The sequence below is a fragment of the Phenylobacterium zucineum HLK1 genome (assembly GCF_000017265.1).
Lineage (GTDB): Bacteria > Pseudomonadota > Alphaproteobacteria > Caulobacterales > Caulobacteraceae > Phenylobacterium > Phenylobacterium zucineum.
Genome location: NC_011144.1, coordinates 996,603 through 1,019,344, shown reverse-complemented (window position 1 = coordinate 1,019,344; position 22,742 = coordinate 996,603). Strand labels below are relative to the sequence as shown.

Sequence of the window (22,742 nt, the reverse complement as noted above, 5' to 3'; positions counted from 1 at the left end):
GCACGGGCCAAGGCTCCCCGCCGCCATCCTCGCGCGTTAAGACTGCACCCTCGTCGTCAAAGGAGTATCCGCATGCGCCACATGATCGCCCTCGCCGCCACGGCCGCCCTCGCTGCTTCGGCCGCCTCGGCGCAGACCGATTCGGTCACCACCGAGCTGAAGAACAGCGCCGGGCAGGCGATGGGCTCCGTCACCCTCACCCAGGGCCCAAAGGGCGTGGTCATGCGGGTGGAGGCCAAGGGCCTGACCCCCGGCTGGCACGGGCTGCACTTCCACGAGAAGGCGGACTGCTCGAAGTCGGACTTCACCTCGGCCGGCGGCCACACGCACGGCGGCGGCGAGCGGGTCCACGGCCTGCTGAACCCCGAGGCCAACGAGACCGGCGACCTGCCGAACCTCTACGCCGGCGCGGACGGCGCGGGCGCGGCGGAGGTCTACACGACGCTGACCAGCCTGAAGGCCCTGCGCGACGCGGACGGCTCGGCGGTGGTGATCCACGCCAACGCCGACGACCACAAGACCCAGCCGATCGGCGGCGCCGGCGCGCGCGTGGCCTGCGCGGTGATCAAGTAAGCGCAGCGACTCATCCCCGTCACGGCGGGAAATCCATCGCGATCCGCGGGAGCGGGCCCCCGGCTTCCGCCGGGCGGCCCCGCCCCGCGCTCAGATCGGCATCTGCAGGATTTCCTTGTAGGCGCTGATCACCTGGTCGCGGACGGCCAGCACGGTCTCGAGGCTGGCCTCGGCCGCCGAGATGGCGGTCACCACGTCGACAAGCTCGGCCTTGCCCTGAACCTGGGCGGCCATCTGAGTCTCGGCCTGGCGCGAGGCCTGGATGGCGTCGCCCATGGCGGCCTTCAGGATCTCGCCGAAGCCCGGACCCGCGCCGGGCTCGGTGACGCCGCCGGCGCCCTCGAGGCCCATGGTCTTCTGGGCGGCGGCGTAGGCCTTCGCGGCGGCGAGCGGCGTGATCATCGCCTAAACCCTCACTTCTTGAGCAGGTCGAGCGTGCGCGTCTCCATGGCCCGCGCGGTCTCGATGACGTTGAGGTTGGCCTCGTAGGCACGCTGCGCCTCGCGCATGTCCATGGCCTCGACCAGCGAGTTCACGTTCGGCAGCTTCACGTAGCCGCGGTCGTCGGCGGACGGGTGGCCCGGGTCGTACTCCATCCGGAACGCGCTCTGGTCGGGCTCGACCCGACTCATCCGCACGCCCTGGGCGGCGCCCGCGACCCGCGTCGGCTCGAACACGGGCGCCTGGCGCCGGTAGGGATCGCCGCCCGGGACCTTGGCCGTGGAGTTCGCGTTGGCCAGGTTCTCGGCGATGATCCGCATGCGGGCCTGCTGGGCCCGGAGCGCGGAGGCGGCGATCGCCTGGGCGACGCCCGAGAGGGAGCGGGGCATGGGTCAGCCTTCCTTGCGCATCAGGCGCGACCCGCGGGCTTGGTCGCCAGCCGCAGGATGCCCAGGGACTTCTGGTAGTAGCCGATCGCCGCGTCGTAGTTGATGCGCGCCTCGGCCATCTTCATCATCTCCTCCTCCAGCACGACGGCGTTGCCGTTGAGCGTGGTCTCGGAGCTGGCGGTCTCCCGGGCCTTGTAGGCCGCGGCCGAGGGGCTGCGGGCGTTCTTCGGCTGCATGTGGCCCGGCTGGGTGGCGGCCATCGCCGCCGACACCTGCAGCCGCGTGCGGAAGCCGAACGGCCCGACGTCCTGCGGGACGTAGCCGGGGGTGTCGGCGTTGGCCACGTTCTGGGCGATCACCTTCTGGCGCTCGGTGAGGTGGCTGAGCCGGCCTCGCAGCATCTGGAACAGCGGGATTTCGGCCAAGTTCATGGCCATCATGGTGAATAAACAGGGTTAATCGGCTCTTAAGAGACTCAGGCGCGATTGGGGCGACAAAGGACCTCCGCCGCAGAAGCGCCCATGGATCTCACCTCCCTCCTTCGAGCCTTCTTCGCGCTCGCGATCACCCTGGGGCTGATAGGCCTGGCCGCCGTGGCGCTGCGGCGCTACGGGCCCGAGGCCCTGGCCCGGTTCGGCCACGTCCAGCGCAAGGAGCGCCGGCTCAAGATCGTCGAGACCCTGGTGCTGGATCCCGCGCGCCGGCTCGTGATCGTGGATTGCGACGGGCGCGAGCGGCTGCTGCTGCTGGGCGAAGGCCGCCTCCTGGGCGATGCGAAGACGGACGGCCGCTGATGCTGCGAGAGCTCTACCGCTCGACCTGCGCCCTGTCGGCCGAGGACTGGCGCAAGGCGGCCATGCTGGCCGCCGTGGCCACCTTCGCCGCCCTGTTCTTCCCCGCCGCCGCGGCGGCCCAGGCGCTGAACATCGACCTCGGCACCGGGGCGGGCCTGACCGAACGGGTGGTCCAGCTGGTCGGCCTGCTGACGGTCCTGTCGCTGGCCCCCTCGATCGTGATCATGACCACCTCGTTCGTGCGGATCGTGGTCGTGCTGTCGCTGCTGCGGACCGCCCTGGGCGTTCAGCAGAGCCCGCCCAACGCGGTGATCATCTCGCTGGCCCTGTTCCTGACCGCCATCGTCATGGGCCCCACCTTCGAGCGCTCGTACCAGGAGGGCGTGAAGCCGCTGCTCGACCAGCAGATCGAGCTTCCGCAGGCCTTCGATGCGGCGGGCGCGCCGGTGAAGACCTTCATGCTCTCCCAGGTGGACCCGGAGGACCTGGCCCTGTTCGTGCGCCTGTCGCGTATCCCCCGGCCGGCGACCATGGAGGACACGCCCCTGCGGGTGGTCACGCCGGCCTTCATGATCTCGGAGCTGAAGCGCGCCTTCGAGATCGGCTTCCTGCTGTTCATCCCGTTCCTGGTGATCGACCTGGTGGTCGCCAGCGTGCTGATGAGCATGGGCATGATGATGCTGCCGCCGGTGACGGTGAGCCTGCCCTTCAAGCTGATCTTCTTCGTGCTGGTGGACGGCTGGCGGCTGGTGGCCGGCAGCCTGGTCGAGAGCTTCCAGCGGGGAAGCGGCGCCGGCTAACCCGCGCGGCCGGGCGGCGGCGTCGCCCTAGCTGGCGGCGGCCTTGGCCGCGGGCGCGGCGGGCCCAGGAACGGGCTTGGGGGCGGGCTTGTCGGTGGACGCCTTGCCCGCGGGCGGCTTGCCGGTGGGCGAGGGCTTGGCCTTGAAGCGGTCCTTCATGCGGGCGACCCAGCCGGCGAACGCCTCGTTGTCGGCGCTGACCCGGCCGAAGTCGGCGACGCTGAGGCGGCCCGACGGCGCGCCGGACAGCGCGATCTTGAGCGCCTCGGGATTGTTGGCCTTCTCGTAGAAGCCGGCGTACTGGCGCTCCAGCCTCGCGAGCGCCGCCTCGTCGCCGGCCAGGCTGTAGGCGACGCCGGCGCGGAGCAGCTTGCCCTCCTCCTCGGCGGTGAGCGGCTCGGGCTTCTTCCAGCGCTCGCCCAGCGACTTCTCGAACAGGGGGCCGGCGGCGGTCCAGTTCTTCTGTTTCCAGGTGATCTCGGCGCGCAGCTCCTGCGCCTCGCGCGACTGGTCGCGCTCGATGATCTCGAGGGCGCTCTCGAAGCGGCCCAGCGCCGCCCAGGCCCGGGCCTCGATCTGGCGGCGCTCGGTGTTGAGCGCGGTCGGCAGGACGGTGGTGCGCGAGGCGTTGATCGCCTGCAGGGCGGCCTCGGGCTTGCGGTCCATCAGGTAGATCAGGGCCAGGTCCGTGGAGACCTGGGCGCGCGGCACGCCGTCGAGGCGGTTCTCGGCCTGGTACTTCAGGAGCTCGGCGGCCTGGGGCAGCAGGTCGACGTCCACCAGGCGGCGCACCAGCCGCCGGACCATCAGGTCGCCGTCCGCGCCGATCGGGGTCAGATCCTTGAAGTCGTAGAACAGCGCCAGGGCCTGCACCGGCTCGAGCCCATCGGCCATGCCGTCGAGGAACAGGGCCCGGAAGGCGGCCGAAAGGTCGGCCTGGAGCTGCAGCGCCTCGGGCAGGTCGGGCAGGCGCCCGCCCGCGGTCCGCAGCGCCTCCAGCGCCTCGCGGTAGCGGCCCTGGTCGAGGTAGAGGTTGCCCAGCGCGCGGATGGTCTCGAGCTCGGTGGCGTCGCCCCGCCAGCGGTAGCGCAGGCCGTCGAAGACGGTGGCCGCCTGCAGCGGGGTGAGCTTGCCGGTCTCGAGCCGGATCTGGGTGGCGCGCAGCACCGCCGGCGCCGAGATCGAATCCACCGGGGCCCGGGCGATGGCGGCGTAGATGCGCAGGGCGCGATCCTTGGCGCCCTGAAGCTCGATGATGCGGGCCTGGACCAGCCGGCTGTGCAGCTCCTCGACCGAGCCGGCCTTCTCCTGCAGCGCGAGGCGGATGCGCGCCTCGGCGCCCACGAGGTCGCCCTGGGCGAGCGAGGCCTGGGCCTCGGCCCTGGCGAAGCGCGCCTTCCACTTGGGCGAGAACAGGGCGAACGATTCCGCGCCCCGGCCGAACTGTGCCCGCGCGTCCGGCCAATGGGCCAGCTGGCTGGCGACGTACGAGCGCCACATGGCGCTGGAGGGGTCGCCGGTGAGTGCGGGGGTGGACAGGTCCGCTTCGGCCTCCTTGTAGCGCCGGGCCAGCACCCGGGCGACGCCGCGCAGGCCGCGGAATTCGGGATCGTCGAGCATCTCGGGATGCTCGCGCGCGATGGCGTTCAGGACGCCGATCGCCTCGAACGACAGCTCCGAGCCCACCAGGAAGCGGGCGAAGGCCATCCGGGCCGACACCGGCGCCCCGCGCTCCTTGTTGCCGCCCTCGGCCGCGGCGGCGGACAGCAGGGCGCTGTAGCGTTCGAGGAAGCCGCCCTCCCCGGTCTTCGCCCACTCCTCGGAGATCAGCGCCGGCATGGCGGCGGGCTTGGGCGCCCCGAGCTCGGCCTGGACCTTGTCGCGGATCGCCCAGGCGGGCGACAGGGTCAGCCCCTGGGCGCTGCCGATGCGGACGATGTCGCCGTCGCGGGCCACTGACAGGTCCTCGATGAAGGACTCCACGGCCAGGCCCTGGACCGACGGCAGCAGCGCCATCTCGACGTAGTCGCGCCGGCTGGGCAGGCCCTTGGCGGGGCCGAGGGCGGTCACCACGGTCAGGGCGTCGCCGACCACCGGATCGGCGATCCGCACCACGCGCGTGGCGCCGGCGACCGGCGCCTTGACGACGGGCGGCCCGCCGGCCGGCTCGCGGCCCAGGCGGACGATTCCGGGCTGGGACTGCGGTCCGGGGCCGAAGGCGATCGTCCAGGTGTTGCCGACGGCGGTGGCGAAGACCGGGATGTCCTTCGGCGCGTCGATGCGCAGGGCCGCGTGGTCGGCGCCCTTGAAAGCGCGCACGCCCGTCACCTGCTTCAGCCCCTTGGGCGCATCCGAGACGTCGAGGCTGGCGGGCGCGTCGAACACCACCCAGACCGCGCCGCCCCGGCGGAAGACCGCCGCGCCCGCCGGATTGGCCCAGGTGAAGGACAGCTGCGCCTGGCCGGCGGCGACCTTGACGTCCATCTTCACGATCCCGCCGGGCGGCAGGGGGTTCGGACGCTGGGGCTCGGGCTCGACCTGGGCCACCTCGGCGGATTGGGCGTCCGGCGCCGGGGGCTTCTCGAAGACGTTGACGTAGTGGGCGCCGTCGGCGGCGCCGACCTTGGCGTCGGCGTCGTCGGCCAGGGTGATCGCCAGCTGCAGGCGCCCGCCGACCCGCCGTTTCTCGGCGGTCTTGATCCAGCGCGGCGGCGAGGTGCGCAGCCGCGAGATGTCCGGGTCGGCGTCGCGGCTGAAGGTCAGGACGAGGACTTGGCCCTCGCGCCGCGACGAGACGCTGGCCCCGCCCTTCCAGTGGAACTCCAGCCGCGAGAAGGCCTCGGCCTGGGCCACCCGCACGTCGAGCGGCCCGTTCGCCACCGCCGTGGCCGCCGGCGCAGCCACGCCCGCAGGCGCCGCCACGCCTGCGATGCAGGCGGCGGCGACGCCGGAACGCAGGGCGCGGCGCAGGCTCATCGGGTCAGCCGGCTTTCGGCGGCGGCGTCGCGGCGGCGGGCGCGCGGGGCGCCGGCGCCGCCTTGGCGGGCGGAGCCGCCGGCTGGGCGCTGTTCTGGGCAAGCGCCTGCGCCTTGGCCGCGGCGGCCTGGGCGTCGGTGAAGCGCTTGGCGAGGCCCTCGGTCAGCTTCTTGGCCTCGGCGGCCGGCATCTGGGCGATGATCGCCGAGAGCGCCCGCTCCTTCATCTTGGCGGCGATCGGCAGCCGGACCGAGTCGTCGAGGGCGGTGAAGCGCGGCGCGGCGTCCTTGGCTTTCATGCCCTCGAACACCTTCACCAGGCGGTCGATCTCGGCGGCTTCCTTGTTGTCGGCCTCGGTGAGCAGCCCCTGGACCTCGCCCTTGAGGCCGTTCAGCGCCTTGATCTTGGCGTCCAGCTTGGCCTCGGCGGCGGCCATCAGGGCGAGCTGGGTGTTGAGGTCGTTCTCGCGCTGGTCCAGCACGCCCCGGCGTTCGCCCAGGCTCTGCAGCACCTGCAGCTCGGCGGGCGACAGGCCGGCCTGCTTGGCGAGCTCGGCGGCGGTAGGCGCGCAGACCGGCTTGGGCGCGATGGCCGGCGCGGGCAGGGCGGCGGCGTCCTTCGCCTCGCCTGTCGCGGCGTCGGCGGCCTCGTCCTTGGCGGCCTTCCCGCCCTTGGCCGGCGGAGCGCCCTTCACGGCCTCCTCGGCGAACGCGCGGGCGCCCGAGACGAGGCTCGGGAGGTCCTTGGCGCCGGACAGGGCGTTGATCGCCAGAACCCCGCCGGCGGCGACGCCCACCAGCGGCAGGATGCGGGGCATGGACTTCACCGGCGGGCTCCGAAGCTGGTCAGGGTCAGCGGCGCGTCCTCGAAGAGGTCGTCGTCGAGATTCGCCGCGGGGCTGGCCGCAGGACGGGGGGCGGCCAGGGGAGCGGCCAGGGGAGCCGCCAGGGGAGCGGCCAGCGGCTCGCGGCGCACCAGCCGCTCGGGCTTGGCGCGGGCCTCGCGGGCGGCGGCCAGCAGGGCGCCCAGCCTGCGCTCGGCGTCGCGGTCGGGTTCGATCTCGGACCCGGCCTCGACGGACGGGCGGGCGCGCCCCGGCGCCTGGGCGGGCGCCTGGGCGATCAGCCGCTCCAGCTTGGCGGCCAGGGCCCGGCCCTTCTCGATGCGGTCGGCCAGGGCGTCGGTCGCCTCGTCGGTGGCCGCGCGCAGGTCGGCCAGGCCCTGCTCGGCCCGTTCGGCGGCGGCGTTCAGCTCGGCGACGGCGGTGGCGAAGCCGTCGTGGCTGTCGCGCAGCGCCTTGAGGCGGCGGTTCAGACGCATCCCGAGGCCCAGGGCGGCGACAAGCAGGCCCGCCAGGACCAGGTTCATGATCAGGCCGATGGCGCTCATGCGATCCTCGTGACGGCTTTGCGGGCGTGCGGCGACAGCGGCGCCTCGACCCTGACGGCGATGTGGTGGTTGCGGCGGCCCATGCGGCCGCGGGTGAGCGGGATCGCCCCGGCGCGCAGCTCGATCAGGCTGTCCGGGGTGGCGTTCAGCATCAGGGTGTCGCCGACCTTCAGGTCGAGCACCTTCTGCAGGCTGACCTGCTGCTCGTCGAGCACGGCGCGGACCTCCATGTTGGTGGTCCACAGCTCGGTGGCCAGGTGGCTTTCCCAGATGTTGTCGCGGCCGAACTTCTCGCCCATGAACTGCTGCAGCAGCATCTTCCGGATGGGCTCGAGCGTGGCGTAGGGCAGCAACAGCTCGATGCGCCCGCCGCGGTCCTCCATGTCGATCCGCAGCTTCACCAGGATGGCGGCGTTGGCCGGCCGGGCGATGGCGGCGAAGCGCGGATTGGTCTCCAGGCGGTCCAGGGTGAAGCTGACCGGCGTCAGCGGCTCGAACGCCTCGCGCGCGTCGGCCAGGACGACCTCGACCATCCGCTGGACCAGCACCCGCTCGATGGTGGTGTAGGGCCGGCCCTCGATACGCATGGCCGCGGTGCCGCGGCGGCCGCCCAGCAGCACGTCGACGATCGAGTAGATCAGGTTCGAATCGACCGTCAGCAGACCGTAGTTGTTCAGCTCCTCGGCGCGGAACACCGACAGGATGGCCGGCAGCGGGATCGAGTTGAGGTAGTCGCCGAAGCGGATCGAGGAGATGTTGTCGAGGCTCACCTCGACGTTGTCCGAGGTGAAGTTCCGCAGCGAGGTGGTCATCAACCGCACGAGGCGGTCGAAGACGATCTCCAGCATCGGAAGGCGCTCGTACGAGACCAGCGCCGAGTTGATGATCGCGCGGATGCCGGTGCGTTCCGAAACCTCGTCGTCCGAGAGGTCGAAGCCCAGCAGGCTGTCGATCTCGTCCTGGTTCAGGATGCGCTCGGAGCCGACCATGCCGTCGCCGCCGCCTTTGGGCTCGGCCCAGGCGCCGGCGCCGGCGTCGTCCATCGTGGAAGTGGCTTCGGTGTCTTCGCTCATGGGATCCGGATCTCAGCCGGGGCCTTGCGGCCCTAGTTGATGAGCATCTCCTCGATGAGGACGGCGTTGGCCTTGGACGGGGCGATCACCAGGTTGACCCGGCGCAGGATCTCCATCCGCAGCTGGTAGCTGCCCTGGCTGCCGGCGAGGTCCTCGGGCCGCAGCTCGCGCAGGAAGCTCTGGAACATGTCCTGCAGCCTCGGCATGTTCGGATCGAGGGTCTCCACCGCCTCGTGGTCGGGGAGCTCGAGCGTGAGCTTGAGCTTCAGGAAGGTCGGCCGTCCGTCGGCGGTCTGCATATTCACCACGACGTCGGGCATGGTGTAGAACACCACCCCGTCGGGGCCTTCGCGGACCTGGGCGCCGCCGCCCTCGCCTTCCTTGCCCTTCTCCTCCTTGCCCTTCTTGTCCTTCTTCTTGGCCTTGGCCTCGCCGCCGTGCTCGGCCGCGGCGTCGGGCTTGGGCTTGAGGAGGAAGAACGCGGCTCCGCCGCCGCCGCCGAGCACCAGCACGGCCGCGACGCCGCCGATGATCAGGAGCTTCAGCGGAAGCTTCTTCTTGGCCGGCGGAGCTTCGCCCTCCTCGCCCTCGGCGGGAGTCTCGCCCTCCGGCGCCTCCTTGACCTTCTCCTTGGCCACGCGCGCGTTCCTTAGAATCCTAGCCCGTCCACGCATGGCCCCGTTTGGTTAAGAAGCGGTTTTTAACGCTCCTTAACGGCGGCGAAGGATGCCCGGCATTTTCCGCCGCCCGGCGCCTGTTAACTTTATTAGTTGCTGGAATTCCTTGGCTTTTTGGATTGGCCCGAAGCTTGCAGCGAGCGGGGCAGGAAAGTCGTTCGCCAAGGCCCGCCCGTTAAGATGGACAACGCCCTCTACGTCGGACTGTCGCAGCAGATGGTGCTCCGTCGCGAGATGGAGATCATCGCGAACAACATCGCCAACCTCGACACCACCGGCTTCAAGGTCGAATCGCTCATGCAGAAGACCGACGCGCGCGCGCCGGCCATGACGCTGGGCGGGCCCAAGCCCGTGAAGTTCGTCACCGCCGACGGCGTCGCCCGCGACTTCGGCCAGGGCGCCCTGCGGCGCACCGACGGCGAACTGGACTTCGCCATCGAGGGCCAGGGCTTCTTCCGCCTGCAGGGCCCGGACGGCGAGCGCTTCACCCGCGACGGACGCTTCCGCACCGACGAGATCGGCCGGCTGGTGGCCCAGAACGGCTCGCCGGTGATGGACGAGGGCGGCGGCGAGATCGTCATCGACCCCGAGAAGGGCCAGGTGTCGGTCAGCGCCGACGGAGTGGTCAGCCAGGGCGCCGAGCGGATCGGCAAGATCGGCATGTTCACCTTCGAGACCCTGGCCGCGCTCGAGAAGACCGGGGACAACCAGTACCGCAACACCGCCAACCTGCTGCCGCAGCCCGCCGCCGAGGCCCGCCTGCGCCAGGGGATGCTCGAGGGCTCCAACGTCCAGGCGATCCTGGAGATCACCCGCATGGTCGAGGTGAGCCGGGCCTACGAGCGCACCAACCGAATGATCGATTCCGAAGCCGACCTCTCGCGCCGATCCGTCGAGCGCCTGGGGAAGGTCCAGTAAGGGAGTAGCGACCGATGCAGGCGCTCCGCACAGCCGCCACGGGCATGGCCGCCCAGCAGCTCAACGTCGAGGTCATCTCGAACAACATCGCCAACATGAACACGGTGGCGTTCAAGCGTCAGCGCGCCGAGTTCCAGGACCTGCTCTACCAGACCTTCGAGGCGGCCGGGGTGCAGTCCTCGGACCAGGGCACGATCGTCCCCACCGGCGTGCAGGTCGGCGCGGGCGTGAAGGCCGGCAGCGTCTACCGCATCGCCACCCAGGGCACCCTCACCCGCACCGAGAACAAGCTGGACATGGCGATCGACGGCCGCGGCTTCTTCCAGGTGCTGCTGCCGTCCGGCGAGACGGCCTACACCCGCGCCGGCAACCTGTCGGTCAACGACCAGGGCCAGCTCGTCACCCAGGACGGCTATCCCATCGAGCCGGGGATCACGATCCCGCAGGACGCTGTGGACGTGGCCATCTCCAAGAGCGGCCAGGTCCAGGTCACCCAGGCCGGCCAGACGGCGCCGACGATCGTCGGCCAGCTCGAGCTCGCCACGTTCCTCAACGAGGGAGGCCTTCAGGCCCAGGGCTCGAACCTGTTCAAGGAAACCGCCGCCTCGGGCCCGCCGACCAACGGCATTCCCGGCGAGAACGGCGTCGGCGAGCTGATCCAGGGCTACACCGAAGCCTCGAACGTCGACGCGGTGGCCGAAATCACCGCCCTGATCGTCGCCCAGCGGGCCTACGAGATGAACTCCAAGGTCATCTCGACCGCCGACAACATGCTGGCCACCGCCAACCAGGTGAAGGCCTAAGCGATGCGGACCCTGATCGCCGCCCCCGCCGCCTTGGCACTCGCCGCCTTCGCGCTCGCCGGCCCCGCCCTCGCGGGCCAGCCGGTCACGTTGAAGGCCGAGGTGACCGACGCCGACGGGATCGTCACGCTGGGCGACCTGTTCGACGGGGCGGGCGCGGCGGCCAAGACCCCCGTGGCGGTCCGGGCCGGCACGCACGTGATGCTGAACGCCTTGGCGGTCCAGGGCGTCGCCCGGCGCGCCGGGCTGGACTGGGCCAACGCCCAGGGCCTGCGCCAGATCGTCGTGCGCGGCGGCCAGCCGGCCGCCTCCGCGCCAGCCCCGGCCGCGCGCGGCAACGTCGAGGTGCTCACCTGGGCGCGCAGCATCGCGGCGGGCGAGGTGATCCAGCCCGCCGACCTCGTCTGGGGCAAGGCGGCCGCCGCGCCGGCCGACGCCCCCAGCGATCCCGACGCCGTCATCGGCATGGCCGCCCGCCGGCCCCTGCGCGAAGGCGCCGCCGTCGCCGGCCGGGACATCGCCGCCCTGGAGGTCGTGAAGGCCGGAGAGATCGTCACCCTGACCTTCGACGCCGACGGCATCTCCCTGTCCCTGCAGGCCAAGGCGCTGAGCGGCGGGGCGGCCGGCGAGACCATCAACGTCCAGAACCCCTCGTCGAAGAAGATCGTCCAGGCGGTGGTGACCGGTCCCGGCCAGGCGGCCGTGGGCCCCGCCGCCGGCCACATGAAGCTGAACCGCACCACCCGCGTCGCGCTCCGTTGAAGGAAGCCCCCATGCGTATCCGTCTGACCGCCATCGCCGCCCCCCTGCTGCTGGGCGCCTCCCTCGCCGCCTGCTCGACCGTGACCGAGGCCGTGCGCGGCCCCGAGCTGGCCCCGGTGGGCTATCCGGCCGCCCTGGTGCCGCGGGAACAGAACGTGCTGCCGCTGGCCTCGGCCCGCGAGCCCCTGCCCCATCCGGCCAGCGCCAACTCGCTGTGGCGCGCGGGGGCCCGGGCGTTCTTCGTCGACCAGCGCGCCGGCCGCGTCGGCGACATCCTGACCGTCCAGATCGACATCGACGACAGCGCCAAGACCATCAACTCGACGACCAGCTCGCGTTCGTCGGGGACCACCATGGGCTTCCCGCACCTGCTGGGCCTGGAATCCAGCCTGGGCCGCATCCTGCCCGGCGAGTTCGACCCAGCGAACGCCGTCGACGTCGGCTCGAAGACTTCCAACACCGGCGCGGGCGCGGTGAACCGGGCCGAGAAGATCAGCCTGACCATCGCGGCGGTGGTCACCGGCGTGCTGCCGAACGGCAACATGACCATCCAGGGCACCCAGGAGGTACGCACCAACACCGACATCCGCCAGCTGACCGTGGCGGGCATCGTGCGGCCCGAGGACATCTCGGCGTCCAACACCATCCGCCACACCCAGATCGCCGAGGCCCGCATCAGCTACGGCGGCCGCGGCGACATCAGCCGCGTGCAGAAGACGCCGGCGGGCCAGTCGCTGATCGAGCGCTTCTCGCCTTTCTAAAAGCTAATCGGGATCAATGCGGCGGCGCTGGCGTTAACCTCTCAGAGGGAGCGTCATGCGTCGCCGTAGTCTTTTCAGCCTGCTCACCGCCCTGGTCCTGGGGGCCTGCGCCCACCCGGTCACGCCGCTGGCGGTGGGGCCAGAGATGAGCTGGGGCCTCACCGAAAGCCCCGACGAGGCCAAGCTGGCGTTCGGCCAGGAGGGCACCGACAACGTGGTCCTGATGCTGGCCTGCCAGCCGCGTTCGGGCCAGGTGCTGGTCAGCCTGGTCGCGCTGGAGCGGCGCGAGCGGCCGACGCTCATCCTGAAGGCCGGGGAGGCCTCTACCCGCCACCCGGCGGTCGCAGAGCCCAACATGATCACGGACGGCTTCATCGTCGAGGCGACGACCGGCGCCGACGATCCGGCCTTGCGGAGCTTCGCCGCGGGCGAGCCGCTGACCGTGGGGATCGGCGGGCGACGCACCCACCTGCCGGCCGCGCCGGCGGTCGGGCGGCGGTTCGTGGAGAGCTGCCGGGCCGCCTAGCGTCCGGTCCTAGGCGCGGCGTCCCTTGACCGAGGCGTTGTCGATCCCGAGCGCCGCCAGCGCGGCGCGCACGATCCCCTCCGCATCGAGACCGGCCTGGGCGTACATCGCCTCGGGCTTGTCCTGGTCCTGGAAGATGTCGGGCAGGGTCAGGGTGCGGATCTTCAGGCCGCGGTCCAGCGCGCCGTGCTCGGCCAGGGCGTGCAGCACGAACCCGCCGAAACCGCCGACCGCACCCTCCTCGACCGTGATCAGCGCCTCGTGCTCGCGGGCCAGCCGCAGCAGCAGGTCGACGTCGAGCGGCTTGGCGAAGCGCGCGTCGGCCACCGTCGCCGACAGCCCACGGGCGGCCAGCATGTCGGCGGCCTTCAGGCTCTCGCCCAGGCGGGTGCCGAACGACAGGATGGCCACGGCCGTGCCCTCGCGCACGATGCGGCCGCGGCCGATCTCCAGCGGGTCGGCCAGGGCCGGGATCTCGACGCCCACCCCCTCGCCGCGCGGGTAGCGGAAGGCCGACGGGCGGTCGTCGATGGCCACGGCGGTGGCGATGGCGCGGGCGAGCTCGGCCTCGTCGGCCGGCCCCATCACCACCATGCCCGGAAGCTGGCCCATGAAGCCCACGTCGAACGAGCCGGCATGGGTCGGCCCGTCGGCGCCCACGAGGCCCGCCCGGTCGATGGCGAAGCGCACCGGCAGCGACTGGATCGCCACGTCGTGGACCACCTGGTCGTAGCCGCGCTGCAGGAAGGTGGAATAGATCGCCGCGAAGGGCTTCATGCCGTCGGCGGCCAGGCCGGCGGCGAAGGTCACGGCATGCTGCTCGGCGATGCCCACGTCGAAGGTGCGCTCCGGGAAGCGCTGGCCGAACAGGTCGAGCCCGGTGCCCGAGGGCATGGCGGCGGTGATCGCCACCACCCGCTCGTCGCGCTCGGCGTGCTTGACCAGCTCCTGGGCGAACACCTTGGTGTAGCTGGGGGCGGCGGCCTGGGACTTGGCCTGGGCGCCGGTGACCACGTCGAACTTGACCACGCCGTGGTACTTGTCGGCGGCCTTCTCGGCGGGGGCGTAGCCCTTGCCCTTCTGGGTCACCACGTGGACCAGCACGGGCTTGTCGTCGATCTTGCGGGCGTTCTGCAGGACGTGGACCAGGGCGTCCATGTCGTGTCCGTCGATCGGGCCCACGTAGTAGAAGCCGAGCTCCTCGAAGAACGTGCCGCCCGTCACCATGCCGCGGGCGTATTCCTCGGCCTTGCGCGCGGCCTCCTGCAGCGGGCGCGGGAAGGCGCGGCTGACGGCCTTGCCCAGGTTGCGCAGCGACTGGTAGCCGCCGCCCGACACCAGCCGGGCCATGTAGGCGCTCATCCCGCCCACTGGGGGCGCGATGGACATGTCGTTGTCGTTCAGGATGACGGTGAGCTGCTTGGTGGTCTCGTAGGCGTTGTTCATCGCCTCGTAGGCCATGCCCGCGCTCATCGAGCCGTCGCCGATGACGGCCACCACCTTGTTGTCGCGGCCCTCGCGGTCGCGGGCGGCGCAGAAGCCGAGCGCCGCCGAGATCGAGGTGGCGGCGTGCGCCGCGCCGAACGGGTCGTAGTCGCTCTCGGCCCGCTTGGTGAAGCCCGACAGGCCGCCCCCCTGGCGGAGCGTGCGGATCCGGTCGCGCCTGCCGGTAAGGATCTTGTGGGGATAGGCCTGGTGGCCGACGTCCCAGATCAGGATGTCCTTGGGAGTCTCGTAAACGTGATGCAGCGCGACGGTCAGCTCGACCACGCCGAGGCCCGCGCCGAGGTGCCCGCCGGTCTGCGAGACGGCGTCGATGGTCTCGGCACGCACCTCGTCGGCCAGCTGGCGCAGCTGGGCGATCGAGAGGCCGCGCGTGTCCGCGGGCGAGGAAACCGTGTCGAGCAGGGGCGTGACAGGGGGCATAGGAAACGCTTTGGGGGCGGTTGCGGCTACTGCCGGCGCTCTAACACGAAATCGACGCTGGCCCGCAGGAAATCGGCCCGGCGGCCGAATGGATCCAGGTGCGCCTTGGTCTGGCCGGCGAGCACCCCCAGGCGCTCGCGGGCGGCGTCCACGCCCAGCAGGGTGACGAAATTGGCCTTGCCCTTCTCGACGTCCTTGCGCGCCGCCTTGCCCATGGCCGCCTCGTCGCCCTCGGCATCGAGCAGGTCGTCGACGATCTGATAGGCGAGGCCCAGGTCATGGGCGAAGTTCATCAGGGCGTGCCGCTCGCCGTCCATCGCCCGGGCCAGCACCAGCGGCAGCTCGAAGGCGCAGGCGATCAGCGCGCCGGTCTTCAGCCGCTGCATCCGCGCGACGCCGCCCAGGTCCTCGCGCACGCCCAGGATGTCGATCATCTGACCGCCCGCCATGCCGCGGGCGCCGGACGCGTGGGCCAGCCGCGCCACCAGCTCGGCGCGGATCCCGCCGTCGGGATGGGTGTCGGGATGGGCCAGGATCTCGAAGGCGGCGGTCTGCAGCGCGTCGCCCGCCAGCACCGCGGTCGCCTCGTCGTAGGCCTTGTGCACCGTGGGCCGGCCGCGGCGGACATCGTCGTCGTCCATGCACGGCAGGTCGTCGTGGACCAGGCTGTAGGCGTGGATGCATTCCAGCGCGCAGGCCGAGCGCAGCACCGGCCGGTCGTCCAGGTCGAACATCCGCCCGGTCTCCAGGGCGAAGAAGGTGCGCAGGCGCTTGCCGGGCCCCAGGGCCGCGTAGCGCATGGCCTCCGTCAGGCGGCTTTCCGGCCCCTCCCCCCGGGGCAGGAGCTCGTCGAGGGCCACCGTCACCAGGTCGGCGGCCTCGGCCACGCGCCGCGACAGATCCATCAGCCGAACTCGGCGGGTTCGCTGGCGGGCGCGCCGCCGGCCCCCATGACGATCTTCTCGACCCGCAGCCGGGCGGCCTCGAGCCGCGTCTCGCAGTGGGCCTTCAGGGCCGCGCCGCGCTCGTACATGCGGATGGAATCCTCCAGCGGCGCCTGGCCCGACTCCAGACGGGCGACGATCTGCTCCAGCTCGGCGAGCGCCTGCTCGAAGGTCATGGCGGCGATGTCGGCGGGCTCGGACATGGGTCCCCTCGGAAGGCTGCGACGAACCTAGAACTGGCGCCGGGCCCGGTCCACCCGCTAAGGCAGGCGGGCGGCCGCGACTCCGTCATCAGGCTGCAATCCTGGGCGGATAGCCCGGCGACGTCAGGGGGTGCAATCCGATCATGTCCGTTTCCCGCCGCCGTTTCCTCGGCTTCGCCGCCACCTCCGTCGCCTTCGCGGGTCTGTCGCACGCCTTCGCCCAGGGAACGCCAGAGGCCTCCCGCGGCGAGGCCATCGGCTACGGCGACCTCGTCCCGGACCCGGCCGGCGTCTTCGACCTGCCCCCGGGCTTCTCCTACAAGGTGGTCTCCGAGTTCGGCCAGCCGATGGACGACGGACTGCTCACCCCCGGCCGCATGGACGGCATGGGCGCCTTCCCGGCCGGCGAGGGCCGGGTCGCCCTGGTCCGCAACCACGAAGTCTATCCCGCCGACCTGGAGCGCTCGGCGTTCGGCCGCGACGGAGCGCTGGCGGGCCGCATCGATCCGGCCCGCGTCTTCGACCGCATCGGCGATCGGCCGTTCGCCGGCGGGACCACGACCCTCGTCTGGGACGTGCGCGAGGGCCGCCTCGTCTCGCACCACCTCAGCCTCGCCGGGACCATGCTGAACTGCGCGGGCGGGGTCACGCCCGAGGGCTCCTGGCTCACCTGCGAAGAGACGGTCCAAAAAGCGGGCAGCCAGGGCGCGAAGGACCACGGCTGGGTGTTCGAGGTGCCGTCCGCCGCCCGCGTGCTCGTGGACCCGCAGCCGATCAAGGCGATGGGCCGGTTCCGCCACGAGGCGACCGCCACCGATCCCCGCACCGGCGTCGTCTATCTCACCGAGGATATCGGCGACGGCCTGATCTACCGCTACCTGCCCAACGACCGCGCGCGCCTGCTGGCCGGCGGGCGGCTGCAGGCCCTGGGCTTCAAGGGCGGCGGCGATCCCCGCAACTGGGACGAGGCCTGGTGGGCGCAGGGCGACTGGCGCGAGGTCGTCTGGGTCGATGTCGACGAGGTCGAGAACCCGAACGACGACCTGCGCAAGCGCGGGCAGGAGAAGGGCGCGGCCCCATTCGCCCGAGGCGAGGGCCTGTTCTTCGGCGACGGCGAGCTGTTCGTCGCCTGCACCAGCGCGGGCCGCGAGAAGCTGGGCCACATCCTGCGCTACGTCCCGAGCCCGGCCGAGGGCCAGCCCGGCGAGGCCGACCGGCCGGGCCGCCTGCAGCTCTTCGTCGAGCCGCAGGACGCCTCGGTGATGAGCATGGCCGACAACCTGGCCGTCGCGCCCTGGGGCCACCTGTTCGTCTGCGAGGACAAGGGGCTGGGCCGCAACCAGCTCAGGGCCGTCACGCCCGAGGGCCGGGTCTACACCTTCGGCCGCAACGCCAGGCCGCCGCGCCTGCCGCAGCCGGTGAACACCGAACTGGCCGGGGTGTGCTTCTCGCCGGACGGCTCGACGCTGTTCGTGAACCTCTATTCGCCGGGGACGACCCTGGCGATCACCGGCCCCTGGAAGGACCTCAGGGCCTAGGTCGCGGGCCTCCGCCCCTGCAAGGTCAGGGCCTCGGCGCCCGTTCGAACCGGCGCATCGACCAGTACTTGTAGCCCTCGCTCTCCACGAGCCGCCAGCCGAGCTTGCGGAGCGAGCGGCCGATCATGAAGTTGAAGAAGCCGTGGGCCAGGACCACCACGTCCTCGCCGCCGGCCGCCAGCCCGATCAGCATCGCGGCGGCGCGGTCGGCCCGCTCCTCGGCCTGGGTGCGCGTCTCCTGGCCCTCGTGGTGGTCGAAGAACCACCACCAGACCCGGGCCAGGAAGCCCCACAGCGACGGCGAGAGCCGGATCCACCTGGGCAGGTTCGGCGGCGGCAGCGGCGCCTCGATGAGCATCTCGTGCCGGTGGAACTCGCGGTCCCGGGCCAGCGCCTGGGCGCTCTCGATCGACCGCAGCCGCGTGGACGACACCAGCGCTCCGCAGCGTTCGACGAAGGCCATCAGCGCCCGCGGCGGCGTCTGTCCCGGCAGGATGCCTAGGATCTCGTAATTCGCCCAGAACTCGCGGTACTCGGCCGCGTTCAGCCGCACCTTGCGCGACAGCGCCGGCTCGCCATGCCGCGCGAGGATGATGGCGCCGTGCCGGACGGCCGCCGGCGTCGCCTGGGGCGGGGTGGTCAGGACCTTGTCCATCAGACCCGCGAGCCTATGCCGATGGCGCCCACGCGCGCTACGCCCTTTACCCGTCCGCCAGGGCCCTCACGTGCGCGACCGCCGAGCGAGCCAGAGCTTCGAGGTCGTAGCCGCCCTCGAGCGAGGACACAACCCGACCCTTCGCGCGCGCGTTGGCGACCGACACGATGGCCCGCGTGGCCCAGGCGAAGTCCTGCTCCTCCAGGCTCTGGCCCGCGCCGCCGATGGGATCGCGCCGGTGGGCGTCGAATCCGGCCGAGACCAGGATGAGGTCGGGCGCGAAGGCGTCCAGTTCCTCCATCAGACCCTCGAAGGCGCGCCGCCACGATTCGGCCGAGGCGCCCGGCGGCGAGATGGCGTTGGCGATATTGCCGGGGATGTTCTCGGACGGATGCCCGGTGCCAGGCCACATCGGCCACTGCTGGATCGAGGCCAGGAACAGCCCGGGCTTGCCCTTGAACGCCGCCTGGGTGCCGTTGCCGTGGTGGATGTCGAAGTCCACCACCGCGACGCGGGGCAGGCCCGCCGCCTGGGCCGCGCGGGCGGCGACGGCGACGTTCGAGAAGATGCAGAAGCCCATGGGCGTGGCCGGCTCGGCATGGTGGCCGGGCGGCCGGACGGCGCAGAACGCCCGCTCGGCCTCGCCGGCCGCGACGTCGCGCACCGCCTTCACCACCGCGGCCGCGGCGCGGCGGGCGGCCAGCAGGCTGCCGGCGGACATGTAGGTGTCGGCGTCGAGCTCGTGGACGTCGTGGGCCGGAACGATCCGGAAGATCGAGTCCAGGTAGGCGCGGTCGTGCACGCGCAGCAGGTCGGCCTCCTCGACGACGGGGGCCTCGTTCGGCGCAAGGTCGAGGTCGGTGGCGTCGTTCAGCGCGTCGATCACCGCCCGCAGGCGCTCGGGCCGCTCCGGGTGGCCTTCGCCCGGCCGGTGGTCGAACATGTCGTGGTGGGTGTAGAGCGCGACATCCATATATCCATCATATCGCACTTTCGGGGGGCCGATGACTGATCCCGTGATCCGCCGCGCCGGGCCTGGCGACGCCGAGACGCTGTCGGCGCTGGGCGCGCGCACCTTCGCCGACACCTTCGGCCACCTCTATCCGCCCGAGGACCTGCAGGCGTTCCTCGCCGAGGCGTACGGGCTGGAGCGCACCCGCGCCGACCTCGCCGATCCCGCCAAGGCCGCGTGGCTGGTCGAAGCCGGCGGACAGGCGGTGGGCTATGCGCTGGCCGGGCCATGCGGCCTGCCACACCCCGAAGTGACGCCGGCCTGCGGCGAGCTGAAGCGGATCTATCTTCTGAACGGCTGGCAGGGCGGCGGCCTGGGCGGACGGCTGTTCGCGACGGTCATGGACTGGCTCGAGGCCGACGGCCCGCGGGACATCTGGATCGGCGTCTGGTCCGAGAACCACGGCGCCCAGAGATTCTACGCCCGCCACGGGTTCGAAAAGGTCGGCGGCTATGGATTCGTCGTTGGGCGAACTGTGGATTCCGAGTTCATCCTTAGACGTCGGGCCGAGCGCGGCGCTGCAATTTCGCCAAGATCAATGGTCGGCGAACATAATTCGGCCTAAATCAACTAACCGACCTATCGATTGTTGCTGAGATTTAACGTCGCAACGGGTTCACTCCGGCCGCGGCTTCTGGGAATCTTCCACCTTCGGTGCAGGAGTCTCGGGGAGCTTCGTCGGGGATGCTCAAGATCGGCTACGCGCGACTGGGCGACGAGCAGCTGGGCGACGAGCATCTCGAGCAGCAGCTCGCCGAGCTCGAGAGGCTCGGCTGCCAGGTCATCCGCACCGAGGAGGCCTATGTCGACGGGGCTCCGGCGCCGGTGCTCGCCGCCATCCTCGACTTCATCGCCGAGGGCGACCAGCTCATCGTCACCCGCCTCGAACACCTGGCGACCACCAGCCGCCAGTTGCTCGACGTCGTCGCACGCCTCCAGGCGCGCGGCGCGAGCCTCTACGTGTCGGACGCCGACCTCAGCACCGAGGGCGACGGCGGCCGCGCCCTGCGCGCCGTCCTCGAGGCGGTTGGACAGCTGGAGCCGACCAACGGCGCGCGCCGCCGCCGATCGGGCGCCGAGGCCCACGAGATCCGCGCCCTGCGGCGCGCCGGCGTGGGCCCGGTGGAGATCGCCCGGCGCCTGGGCGTTTCGCGCATGACCGTCTGGCGCAAGCTGCGCGAGATGGAGTCCGAGGCGCGGGCCTAGAGGCCGGCGCGACGCTGGACATCGCGGACCCGCGGCCCCATCCTTCGCGTTCAAACGATTGTTCGCCTTGAGGGCCCGCCCCCGATGTTCATGCGCTTCTTCACCGAGCTGCGCGACGCCAAGGTGCCGGTGACGCTGAAAGAGTACCTCGCGCTGATGGAGGGGCTCGACAAGGGCGTCATCGACCGCAAGGTGGACGACTTCTACTACCTGTCCCGCGCCGCGCTGGTGAAGGACGAGAAGAACCTCGACAAGTTCGACCAGGTGTTCGGCCACGTCTTCAAGGGGCTGGAGAAGCTGGACGACGGGATCGCCGCCGACATCCCCGCCGAGTGGCTGCGCAAGATCTCCGAGAAGTTCCTCACCGAGGAGGAGAAGGCCCAGATCGAGGCCATGGGCGGCTTCGACAAGCTGATGGAGGCCCTGGCCGAGCGCATCCGCGAGCAGAAGGAGCGCCACGAGGGCGGCAACAAGATGATCGGCACCGGCGGCACCTCGCCGTTCGGCGCCAACGGCTACAACCCCGAAGGCGTGCGGATCGGCCAGGACAAGGGCCGGCACGGCAAGGCGGTGAAGGTCTGGGACAAGCGCGAGTACAAGAACCTGGACGACCAGGTCGAGCTCGGCACCCGCAACATCAAGGTGGCCCTGCGCCGCCTGCGCAAATGGGTCCGCGACGGCGCGCCCGACGAGCTGGACCTGGACGGCACCATCAAGGGGACCGCCGAGAAGGGCTACCTCGACATCCACATGCGCCCCGAGCGCCGCAACAAGATCAGCGTCCTGATCTTCTTCGACATCGGCGGCTCGATGGATTCCCACATCAAGGTCTGCGAGGAGCTGTTCAGCGCCGCGCGGTCCGAGTTCAAGAACATGGAGTTCTACTACTTCCACAACTGCCTCTACGAGGCCGTGTGGAAGGACAACCGCCGCCGCCACGCCGAGAAGATCCCGACCTGGGACGTGCTCCACAAGTTCCCCCACGACTACAAGGTCATCTTCGTGGGCGACGCCACCATGAGCCCGTACGAGATCACCTATCCGGGCGGCTCGGTGGAGCACTGGAACGAGGAGGCCGGCGCGGTCTGGCTGGACCGGGTCACCCAGATCTACGAGCACGCTGTGTGGCTGAACCCCACCGCCGAGCGGCACTGGGACTACACGCCCTCGATCGGAGTCATCAAACAGCTGATGAACGACCGGATGTTCCCCCTCACCATCGAGGGGCTGGAGAAGGCGATGAAGGAGCTCGCCCGCTAGTTTTGCGCCGAGCCCGGATCGACCTAAGCTCGCGCAAACCTTTAGGGATTCGCATGACCGATCCCCTCTCCCAGGATCCGCCGGAAACGGAAGAGGCCCAGGCCGCCACCAAGGCCGCGGTCTTCAACGCCGCCGAGCGGCTGTTCGCCCTGCACGGCTTCCAGAACGTCTCGGTGCGCGACATCACCGCCGAAGCCGGAGTGAATCTCGCCTCGGTGAACTACCACTTCGGCTCGAAGGACGCCCTGCTCTTCGAGATCTTCCGCCGCCGCACCGCCGAGCTGAACCGCGAGCGCGCGCGGATGCTGCACGAGGCGACCGCCCGCCACGGCGGCAAGCCGCCGGTGCGCGACATCCTGGAGGCCTACTTCGCCCCGCCGCTGCGCTGGTCGGCGCCGGACAACGATCGCCGCATCTCGCTGCAGTTCATCATCCGGGCCCGCTCCGAGGGCACCGAGGAGATGCGCGAGGTGCTGCGCAACGACGTCAGCCACCTGGCCCGATTCGCCGACGCCCTGATGGCCGCCCGGCCCGACCTGCCGAAGGAAGACCTCTACTGGCGGCTGCACTTCGCGCTGGGCATGCTGCACAACAACCGCTTCGCCGAGTTCGACCGGCTGCACCACCTCTCGGGGGGGCTCACGCGCGAGGGCGACGTCGAGGCGCTCCTGCGGCGGATGCTGGATTTCGCGGAAGCCGGCTTCCTGGCCTGAGCCCCACCGATCCTGCCAAACATCGCCCGGTATGCGGCCACGCCGGTGGCGATGGCGTGAAGCGGCGCCATATCGGCCCCATGCCGAAGATCGTCACCGACGCCCGCACGTTCACCGCCGACCGCGCCTGGGGCGCCCGCGACCTGGCCCTGGTCGAGGGCGCGAGCGTCCGGCTCCACTGGACCGACCAGCCCTACGAGTGGCACGTCAACGACGGCGCCGAGGTCTTCCTCGTGCTCGAGGGCGAGGTCGAGATGCGCTATCGCGACGGCGCCGCCGAGAAGGCGGTGCGCCTCGGACCCGCCGACATCTTCATCGCGCAGGCGGGCGATGCGCACGTCGCCCATCCGATCGGGCCGGCCCGGGTCCTCGTCGTCGAGAAGCAGGGTTCGGTCTGAAGCCG

At 71.2% G+C, this 22,742-nt stretch carries 27 protein-coding genes; 14 read left to right on the top strand and 13 right to left on the bottom strand.

All coding sequences use genetic code 11. The features are described from left to right. Positions 1-72 precede the first annotated feature (72 nt). On the top strand, positions 73-573 hold the full coding sequence (locus tag PHZ_RS05060; protein ID WP_012521489.1) for a superoxide dismutase family protein: 501 nt from the start codon (positions 73-75) through the stop codon (positions 571-573). Positions 574-663: 90 nt separating this feature from the next. Here the strand turns inward: PHZ_RS05060 and PHZ_RS05055 are convergent, their stop codons facing one another. Genes PHZ_RS05055 through flgB form a run of 3 tightly spaced genes read right to left on the bottom strand, consistent with a single transcriptional unit; the run spans position 664 to position 1,843 of the window. After that, complete coding sequence (locus tag PHZ_RS05055) at positions 664-975, bottom strand: flagellar hook-basal body complex protein FliE (RefSeq protein WP_012521488.1); 312 nt, start codon at positions 973-975, stop codon at positions 664-666. Between the two features lie 11 nt (positions 976-986). Then, positions 987-1,403, bottom strand: a complete 417-nt coding sequence (gene flgC, locus PHZ_RS05050; protein ID WP_012521487.1) for a flagellar basal body rod protein FlgC — start codon at positions 1,401-1,403, stop codon at positions 987-989. Positions 1,404-1,423: 20 nt separating this feature from the next. Next, positions 1,424-1,843, bottom strand: coding sequence for a flagellar basal body rod protein FlgB (flgB, locus tag PHZ_RS05045; protein WP_012521486.1), 420 nt, complete (start codon positions 1,841-1,843; stop codon positions 1,424-1,426). A gap of 81 nt (positions 1,844-1,924) precedes the next feature. Between flgB and PHZ_RS05040 the strand changes: the two genes are divergently transcribed. Together PHZ_RS05040 and fliP are read left to right on the top strand one after the other, a co-directional pair. Further along, a complete protein-coding gene (locus PHZ_RS05040; RefSeq protein WP_012521485.1) occupies positions 1,925-2,197 on the top strand; it encodes a flagellar biosynthetic protein FliO in 273 nt (90 codons plus the stop codon). Further along, entirely contained in the window at positions 2,197-2,997 is an 801-nt protein-coding gene (fliP, locus tag PHZ_RS05035) for a flagellar type III secretion system pore protein FliP (protein ID WP_041373205.1), read from the top strand. The genes PHZ_RS05040 and fliP overlap by 1 nt, the downstream gene beginning before the upstream one ends. A 27-nt stretch (positions 2,998-3,024) precedes the next feature. Here fliP and PHZ_RS05030 read toward each other — a convergent pair whose 3' ends face one another. The 5 genes from PHZ_RS05030 to PHZ_RS05010 form a co-directional block, all read right to left on the bottom strand. Next, positions 3,025-5,973 carry a tetratricopeptide repeat protein gene (locus tag PHZ_RS05030; RefSeq protein WP_012521483.1) on the bottom strand — a complete coding sequence of 983 codons (2,949 nt, stop codon included), beginning with the start codon at positions 5,971-5,973 and terminating at the stop codon, positions 3,025-3,027. A 4-nt stretch (positions 5,974-5,977) separates the two neighbouring features. Then, on the bottom strand, positions 5,978-6,790 hold the full coding sequence (locus PHZ_RS05025; protein ID WP_012521482.1) for a MotE family protein: 813 nt from the start codon (positions 6,788-6,790) through the stop codon (positions 5,978-5,980). Positions 6,791-6,795: 5 nt separating this feature from the next. Continuing rightward, a complete protein-coding gene (locus tag PHZ_RS05020) occupies positions 6,796-7,362 on the bottom strand; it encodes a DUF6468 domain-containing protein (RefSeq protein ID WP_012521481.1) in 567 nt (188 codons plus the stop codon). Next, positions 7,359-8,405 carry a flagellar motor switch protein FliM gene (gene fliM / locus PHZ_RS05015; RefSeq protein WP_086004025.1) on the bottom strand — a complete coding sequence of 349 codons (1,047 nt, stop codon included), beginning with the start codon at positions 8,403-8,405 and terminating at the stop codon, positions 7,359-7,361. Before fliM ends, PHZ_RS05020 begins: the two co-directional genes overlap by 4 nt. A gap of 62 nt (positions 8,406-8,467) precedes the next feature. Beyond that, positions 8,468-9,073: a flagellar basal body-associated FliL family protein gene (locus tag PHZ_RS05010; RefSeq protein ID WP_012521479.1), complete on the bottom strand. Its 606-nt coding sequence runs from the start codon at positions 9,071-9,073 to the stop codon at positions 8,468-8,470. Between the two features lie 219 nt (positions 9,074-9,292). On the opposite strand from PHZ_RS05010, the gene flgF reads away from it, so the two are divergent. The 5 genes from flgF to PHZ_RS04985 are packed head-to-tail and all read left to right on the top strand — an operon-like array spanning position 9,293 to position 12,882. After that, positions 9,293-10,030, top strand: a complete 738-nt coding sequence (flgF, locus tag PHZ_RS05005) for a flagellar basal-body rod protein FlgF (protein WP_012521478.1) — start codon at positions 9,293-9,295, stop codon at positions 10,028-10,030. A gap of 14 nt (positions 10,031-10,044) precedes the next feature. Beyond that, positions 10,045-10,833, top strand: a complete 789-nt coding sequence (gene flgG, locus PHZ_RS05000) for a flagellar basal-body rod protein FlgG (protein ID WP_012521477.1) — start codon at positions 10,045-10,047, stop codon at positions 10,831-10,833. Positions 10,834-10,836: 3 nt separating this feature from the next. Then, the gene (gene flgA, locus PHZ_RS04995; RefSeq protein WP_012521476.1) at positions 10,837-11,595 is read left to right on the top strand and encodes a flagellar basal body P-ring formation chaperone FlgA; all 759 of its coding nucleotides are present in this window, start codon (positions 10,837-10,839) and stop codon (positions 11,593-11,595) included. A gap of 17 nt (positions 11,596-11,612) precedes the next feature. After that, a complete protein-coding gene (flgH, locus tag PHZ_RS04990; protein ID WP_041373911.1) occupies positions 11,613-12,356 on the top strand; it encodes a flagellar basal body L-ring protein FlgH in 744 nt (247 codons plus the stop codon). Positions 12,357-12,411: 55 nt separating this feature from the next. Continuing rightward, on the top strand, positions 12,412-12,882 hold the full coding sequence (locus tag PHZ_RS04985) for a hypothetical protein (protein WP_041373200.1): 471 nt from the start codon (positions 12,412-12,414) through the stop codon (positions 12,880-12,882). A 9-nt stretch (positions 12,883-12,891) separates the two neighbouring features. Here PHZ_RS04985 and dxs read toward each other — a convergent pair whose 3' ends face one another. The 3 genes from dxs to PHZ_RS04970 are packed head-to-tail and all read right to left on the bottom strand — an operon-like array spanning position 12,892 to position 15,955. Beyond that, entirely contained in the window at positions 12,892-14,808 is a 1,917-nt protein-coding gene (gene dxs / locus PHZ_RS04980) for a 1-deoxy-D-xylulose-5-phosphate synthase (protein ID WP_012521474.1), read from the bottom strand. 26 nt (positions 14,809-14,834) lie between these two features. Continuing rightward, on the bottom strand, positions 14,835-15,713 hold the full coding sequence (locus PHZ_RS04975; protein ID WP_012521473.1) for a polyprenyl synthetase family protein: 879 nt from the start codon (positions 15,711-15,713) through the stop codon (positions 14,835-14,837). Further along, positions 15,713-15,955, bottom strand: a complete 243-nt coding sequence (locus PHZ_RS04970) for an exodeoxyribonuclease VII small subunit (RefSeq protein WP_012521472.1) — start codon at positions 15,953-15,955, stop codon at positions 15,713-15,715. Before PHZ_RS04970 ends, PHZ_RS04975 begins: the two co-directional genes overlap by 1 nt. A 143-nt stretch (positions 15,956-16,098) precedes the next feature. Between PHZ_RS04970 and PHZ_RS04965 the strand changes: the two genes are divergently transcribed. Then, entirely contained in the window at positions 16,099-17,493 is a 1,395-nt protein-coding gene (locus PHZ_RS04965) for an alkaline phosphatase PhoX (protein WP_012521471.1), read from the top strand. Positions 17,494-17,518: 25 nt separating this feature from the next. Here the strand turns inward: PHZ_RS04965 and PHZ_RS04960 are convergent, their stop codons facing one another. Next, positions 17,519-18,148 (bottom strand): histidine phosphatase family protein, encoded by a 630-nt coding sequence (locus PHZ_RS04960; RefSeq protein ID WP_012521470.1) that lies wholly within the window; start codon positions 18,146-18,148, stop codon positions 17,519-17,521. A gap of 46 nt (positions 18,149-18,194) precedes the next feature. Further along, entirely contained in the window at positions 18,195-19,121 is a 927-nt protein-coding gene (locus tag PHZ_RS04955; RefSeq protein WP_012521469.1) for a histone deacetylase family protein, read from the bottom strand. A gap of 31 nt (positions 19,122-19,152) precedes the next feature. Between PHZ_RS04955 and PHZ_RS04950 the strand changes: the two genes are divergently transcribed. The 5 genes from PHZ_RS04950 to PHZ_RS04930 all read left to right on the top strand — a co-directional run bounded on the left by PHZ_RS04950 (position 19,153) and on the right by PHZ_RS04930 (position 22,737). Beyond that, positions 19,153-19,725: a GNAT family N-acetyltransferase gene (locus tag PHZ_RS04950; RefSeq protein WP_012521468.1), complete on the top strand. Its 573-nt coding sequence runs from the start codon at positions 19,153-19,155 to the stop codon at positions 19,723-19,725. 119 nt (positions 19,726-19,844) lie between these two features. Next, positions 19,845-20,366: a recombinase family protein gene (locus PHZ_RS04945; RefSeq protein WP_012521467.1), complete on the top strand. Its 522-nt coding sequence runs from the start codon at positions 19,845-19,847 to the stop codon at positions 20,364-20,366. A gap of 84 nt (positions 20,367-20,450) precedes the next feature. After that, positions 20,451-21,626: a vWA domain-containing protein gene (locus PHZ_RS04940; RefSeq protein WP_012521466.1), complete on the top strand. Its 1,176-nt coding sequence runs from the start codon at positions 20,451-20,453 to the stop codon at positions 21,624-21,626. 53 nt (positions 21,627-21,679) lie between these two features. Continuing rightward, the gene (locus PHZ_RS04935; protein WP_012521465.1) at positions 21,680-22,339 is read left to right on the top strand and encodes a TetR/AcrR family transcriptional regulator; all 660 of its coding nucleotides are present in this window, start codon (positions 21,680-21,682) and stop codon (positions 22,337-22,339) included. 80 nt (positions 22,340-22,419) lie between these two features. Beyond that, a complete protein-coding gene (locus tag PHZ_RS04930) occupies positions 22,420-22,737 on the top strand; it encodes a cupin domain-containing protein (RefSeq protein ID WP_012521464.1) in 318 nt (105 codons plus the stop codon). The last annotated feature ends 5 nt before the right edge of the window (positions 22,738-22,742 follow it).